Genomic DNA, 1,171 nt, shown 5'->3' on the forward strand with positions numbered 1-1,171 from the left:
AATCTAAGCACTTTCTTGAAACGATTATTGAAGAAGATTTGGCTTCAAATAAACACGAAGGTCGAGTTGTTACTCGCTTTCCTCCTGAGCCGAACGGTTATCTGCATGTAGGCCATGCGCGCTCAATTTGGGTTAACTTTGGTTTGGCGCAGCAATATGGCGGAGTTTGTAATCTTCGTTTTGATGACACAAATCCTGAGAAAGAAAGCCAAGAATTTATTGATGCAATTCAAGAGGATGTGCGCTGGTTAGGCTATGAATGGAATGGCGACGCACGTTATGCCTCAAGTTACTTTGATAAATTATATGAGTGGGCCTTACATCTTATTCGAGAAGGTAAGGCCTATGTGTGTGAACTCAGTGCGGAGCAAGCTTCTGAATATCGCGGTTGGGCGACTAAGCCCGGTAAAGACAGCCCTTATCGAGAGCGTTCTGTTGAAGAGAATCTAGACCTCTTTGAAACAATGAGAGCTGGTGGTTTCGATGAAGGGGCGGCTTCTCTTCGTGCGAAAATCGATATGGCTTCGCCAAATATGAATTTGAGAGACCCGATTCTTTATCGAATTCGCAAGGTTGAACATCACCAGACAGGTGATAAATGGTGTATTTATCCGAGCTATGATTTTGCGCATGGCCAAGAAGACGCGATCGAAGGCGTTACGCACTCCATCTGTACTCTGGAGTTTCAGTCTCATCGCGCTTTGTATGATTGGTTTGTTGAGAATCTTCCCGTTCCTACTAGGCCAACTCAGTATGAAATGGGGCGTTTGAACTTGAATTATACGGTCACCAGTAAGCGTAAGCTTAAGCAGCTTGTTGATGAGAATCATGTGGCGGGATGGGATGATCCAAGAATGCCAACCATATCAGGAATGCGTCGTCGTGGGTTTACTCCGAATTCGCTTAAAAGCTTCTGTGAAATGATTCCTGTAAGCGCTAAGAACAACAGTGATGTGGATGTAGCTCAGCTAGAAAAAGCGATTCGTGATGATTTGAATGAACAAGCTCCTCGCGCGATGTGCGTGATGAATCCTCTTAAAGTCACGGTCATTAATATTGATGAGGCTGACTCAGGTCTTGAGATGAAAGCTGCGAACCATCCAAACAAACCTGAGTTAGGCGAGAGAGTGATCCCATTCTCGGAAACGTTGTATATCGATAAAGCTGACTT

Annotated in this window: 1 protein-coding gene; it reads left to right on the forward strand. The window is 44.6% G+C overall.

Features of this window, described 5'->3' with window-relative positions:
- A partial coding sequence (glnS, locus tag A3738_RS05780; RefSeq protein WP_197473635.1) for a glutamine--tRNA ligase occupies positions 1-1,171 on the forward strand: 1,171 nt, incomplete at both ends.

This window comes from Oleiphilus sp. HI0066, from assembly GCF_001635725.1.